Raw genomic sequence first — 4,040 nt, 5'->3', positions numbered from 1 at the left:
GATGGAAGAAGAATTCCAAGAATATGTTGAATTAATAAACCATAGACCAAGAAAATCACTTGACTATAGAACACCTTATGAGGTATTCTTTTCTGTACCAGTATAGCAGCGTTGCACTTCAGTTTTGAATTGGCCGATGCTGATAAAATCCCTGGTGCAAGCGCTGACTTTAATGCTTTACCAAATCAAATTGAGAAACCTGTTGATGAAGGTGGCTTAAAGCTGATTCAGTATGAAAAAGATGAAATGGATAAAGCTGCTGAAGGGAAAGATAAACAAAAGACAATAGGTCAGATAGAAACTTTAGCTGGAGTACTACATCTTCTACCAACAATAACCGGAAACGTGGAGCCTTTGGGTGTGGGAGCCAGTGTGTCTTATGGTGGAACTTTGCTTGGAGCTGCGGCGCAAGCAACTGCAAAATACCTACAAATTGAAGCTAGTGACTTAACTTATCAATCGAGTAATGCGGGGCGCAAAGCAGGCTTCCTACGTCAGTTGCAAGATAGAATTCAGCAAGCCAATATTGCTGGCTACGAAATCAAAAACATCGACAAACAGATATTGACCCAACAAATTCGGATTAATATCGCCAACCAAGAGATTACTAACCAGCAAAAAAATATCGACAACTCTCAAGAAGTCGAAGAGTTCTTACGAAATAAATATACCAACGAAGAACTCTATACCTGGATGGAAGGCCAAATTCAAACTCTTTACTATCAGGCTTACACCCTAGCCTATGAGCTAGCCAAAAAAGCCGAAAAAGTCTTCCGCTTTGAGCGAGGAATGACAAATTCCAACTTCATCCAGTTTGGCTACTGGGATGCAGCTCGTAACGGATTACTGGCCGGTGAACGACTATATATTGGCCTCAAACAACTTGAAGCCGCCTACCAAGAAAAACGTGGTTATGATTACGAAATCACCAAACACATCTCCTTACGGCAAGTTAATCCATTGGCATTGATGAGTCTCAAAAAGGATGGAACCTGTGAATTTGCTTTACCGGAAGTCTTGTTCGATATGGATTATCCCGGCCATTACATGCGCCGCATCAAATCCGTAGCCTTGACAGTACCTTGTGTTGTCGGTCCTTACACCAGTCTGAATTGCACCTTCCGGCTTGTCGAACACAAGTTTAGAATTAGTGCCATAGCCAGTGATAATAATTATCTAGAAAAAATCGAAGAAACTGACGATCGGTTTAGTACTGTCAATGTGCCCATTGCCGCCATTGCTGGCAGTACCGGGCAAAATGATAGCGGCGTATTTGAACTCAACTTCAAAGATGAACGCTACCTACCTTTTGAAGGTGCTGGTGCCATTAGTAAATGGCGATTGGAACTCCCCAAAGAATTTAGGCAATTTGACTATGACACTATTTCAGATGTAGTTGTGCATATTCGCTATACCGCTATGGAAGGTGGTGACAACCTCAAGGCAAATGCTGCCAAATCCGTGCAAGATTACATCAAAAGTGTTGAGAATTTAAGCAAGGAGGAGGGTCTATTTGCAGCTTTCGATCTCAAGCATGAATTTGCAGCAGAGTGGCATAAGGCCATGAGTTCACCTGAGGCTGATCGAGTCATCATGCTGAATAATTTGCATGAGCGGCTACCTATTTTCGCTAAAGGTCGAGGCCCCGAAAAGATCAAAGCTACTGATTTATATCTGTTTCCGCTAATAGATTCAACAACTTCTATTGGTATACAGGGACAAGAAGATTCAATGATAACTTTCACCAAAGGTAATAAGTATCTATCGATCAATGGTAATGATAAAGGATTATTTATGAGTGACTGGCAGTTGAAGATTGCAGGAGCAAGCCCAGACAGACTTTGGCTAGTTGTAAGATATACTTTGTCCGAAAATAGCTGAGGGCACAGATTTTATGCCCTCAGCTATTTTCGTTGGCAAGTAAGTCTTGTATCCATATGCAACTCAAGTTGGAAGAAACGGACAAATTCTATAGTTATATCACCAAAAAACAGGAGGAACATGAAATCAACAGAAATATCAGCAAACTCACCACAAGCTTTCGAGTCTGTTTTTGAAGGTTTTGCAGTGTGGGTTAATGGATCTACATCCGCATCGACATTGCAAGAATCATTATTATCACAACTTGGCTCTGACTGGGTCGTTACACCCTTCGGCAGTCATTCAGATAGCAGTCCCAATGGTTTTAACATCACTTCCGTAGAGCGTCAGTTATCTATAGCAGAAGCATGGCAAATCTCTCGCCAGTTGAAAACTCTACCAGACATCGTTTATGCGGAGCCACTATTTGAGGTCGCCATTTCAGGCCGCCCTGATTGGAATAACACAACTCTAAATTTACTGACAACCGATCCTGATGCAGCAGCTCTTTATCCTGAATCCTTAATATTTGGAGAAGAGTCGCACTTGACTGAAAGCAATGACCCAGAATGGAGCTTGAATCAAATGCGTATTCTTGAAGCATGGGCGCGCTTCTTCTCAGATCCAACCAAGCTTCCAGGGCAAGGAATAGTCATCGGACATCCAGATACAGGCTATCGGCCTCATCCAGAAATCCTGGCAAACTTATTAGTTGCTCAGGGCAAAGATTTCCTCAAAAATGACTTAGATTCCACAGACGAACTCGAACGGCCTAATGGAGTACTTATTTCTAATCCAGGGCACGGGACAGCAACATCTAGCGTCATTATTAGCCCACAAGGCGATCAAACTCCAGGTAATAAGAACACAAAATTTGTGACTGGGGTTGCCTCAGGAGCCAAACTTATTCCTCTGCGCGTCACTTATTCCGTCGTTTTGCTGGGCATGATGAAGCTTGCTCAATCCATTTATTATGCAACCGATCAAGGTGCCCACGTAATTTCTATTAGCTTGGGTGGTTTGGGATCTCTATTTTTAAGATCTGCAATTGCATATGCTCAAAAGAATGGGGTCATCGTTGCAGCAGCAGCCGGAAATGTCGTCAGATTTGTAGTGTGGCCTGCTGCTTATGACGAAGTTATTGCTGTAGCTGCTAGCAACGCCAAAGGTGAAACCTGGAGTGGTTCTTGCCGTGGCAAGAAAGTAGATATAACCGCTCCTGGAGAATCTGTTTGGTGTGCAGCATCTAAAAAAGATAATGATGATAGTGTTACACGAGGAAAAGGAACGTCTTTTTCTGTTGCAGAGGTAGCCGGGATCGCAGCACTATGGCTGTCATATCATGACAGACAAAAACTCATTGAAAAGTATGGGGTCGAAAATATTCCAGCCTTGTTCAACTATATGTTAATAAAAAGCTGTAATCTTCCAACAGGCTGGGATACCAATAATTTTGGAGCTGGGATCGTAGATGCCGAAAAGCTATTGGCAACCCCACTACCAGATAATATTAACGAAATAACACCACCTCTGCTGCTAAATTTTGAGGAGAGATTTTCATCACAGGCAGACGAAATGGAGATATTAAAGCAGTTGTTCGGTGAAAATGCTTCCGAAATCCTATTGCAACAAGGCACCAACAACTTTGATTCTGATATCTTAATAGAAGAAAACCTAGCAAAATTGTTGGGAAGTAATAAGACTGATTTACCACTTCGCTTAAAAGAGGTAGGTCAGGAATTAGCTTTTAATTTTGCTACCAATCCAGATCTTTACAATACATTTCTTGATGAAATTACTCAACAAGAAACTGATGGTGATTCTGATTTTCTAGATAGTGACAACATTCAATCCTCACGAGAAATATTGATGACAAAGAAAATATCTCAGGAGCTGAAACAAGGGTTGCAGCAAGTGTAAATCTTAGTCTGAAATCTGATTTTCCAAAACGTATAATATCATGGTAAAAATCTCCTGCGAAGTAAAGTGGAATGACACAGGCATAGACCTGATCCAAGGTCGTTATTATAAATGCACTACAAATGGCTTGTGGAAAGACTGGTTTATTGAGTGTTCTGCCGATGGCTACTCAAATTTCCTTCTAAACATTTTAAGCTGGACAAAAAGAAATCCAAAATTCAAATGGGGCCAATTCAAAACTGAAGTGCAACGCTGCTATA

The 4,040-nt window shown here is 41.5% G+C and carries 2 protein-coding genes and 1 pseudogene; all 3 read left to right on the top strand.

The window, feature by feature from the left end; all coding sequences use genetic code 11:
• The first annotated feature begins 111 nt into the window (after nucleotides 1-111).
• Nucleotides 112-1,881, top strand: a complete 1,770-nt coding sequence (locus RMO79_RS00205) for a hypothetical protein (RefSeq protein ID WP_310481023.1) — start codon at nucleotides 112-114, stop codon at nucleotides 1,879-1,881.
• A gap of 120 nt (nucleotides 1,882-2,001) precedes the next feature.
• Complete coding sequence (locus tag RMO79_RS00200; RefSeq protein ID WP_310481022.1) at nucleotides 2,002-3,780, top strand: S8 family serine peptidase; 1,779 nt, start codon at nucleotides 2,002-2,004, stop codon at nucleotides 3,778-3,780.
• Nucleotides 3,781-3,820: 40 nt separating this feature from the next.
• Nucleotides 3,821-4,040: pseudogene (locus RMO79_RS00195) on the top strand (hypothetical protein); the annotation flags it as partial.

The sequence above is a fragment of the Chamaesiphon sp. VAR_48_metabat_403 genome (genome assembly GCF_031422475.1).
In the GTDB taxonomy this organism is placed as follows: Bacteria; Cyanobacteriota; Cyanobacteriia; order Cyanobacteriales; family Chamaesiphonaceae; genus Chamaesiphon.
This window is presented reverse-complemented; position numbering and strand designations above follow the sequence as displayed.

Bases quoted from the DNA above. Each gene is read 5' to 3' on its own strand.
- RMO79_RS00200 (WP_310481022.1), top strand. From the start codon at position 2,002: ATGAAATCAACAGAAATATCAGCAAACTCACCACAAGCTTTCGAGTCT.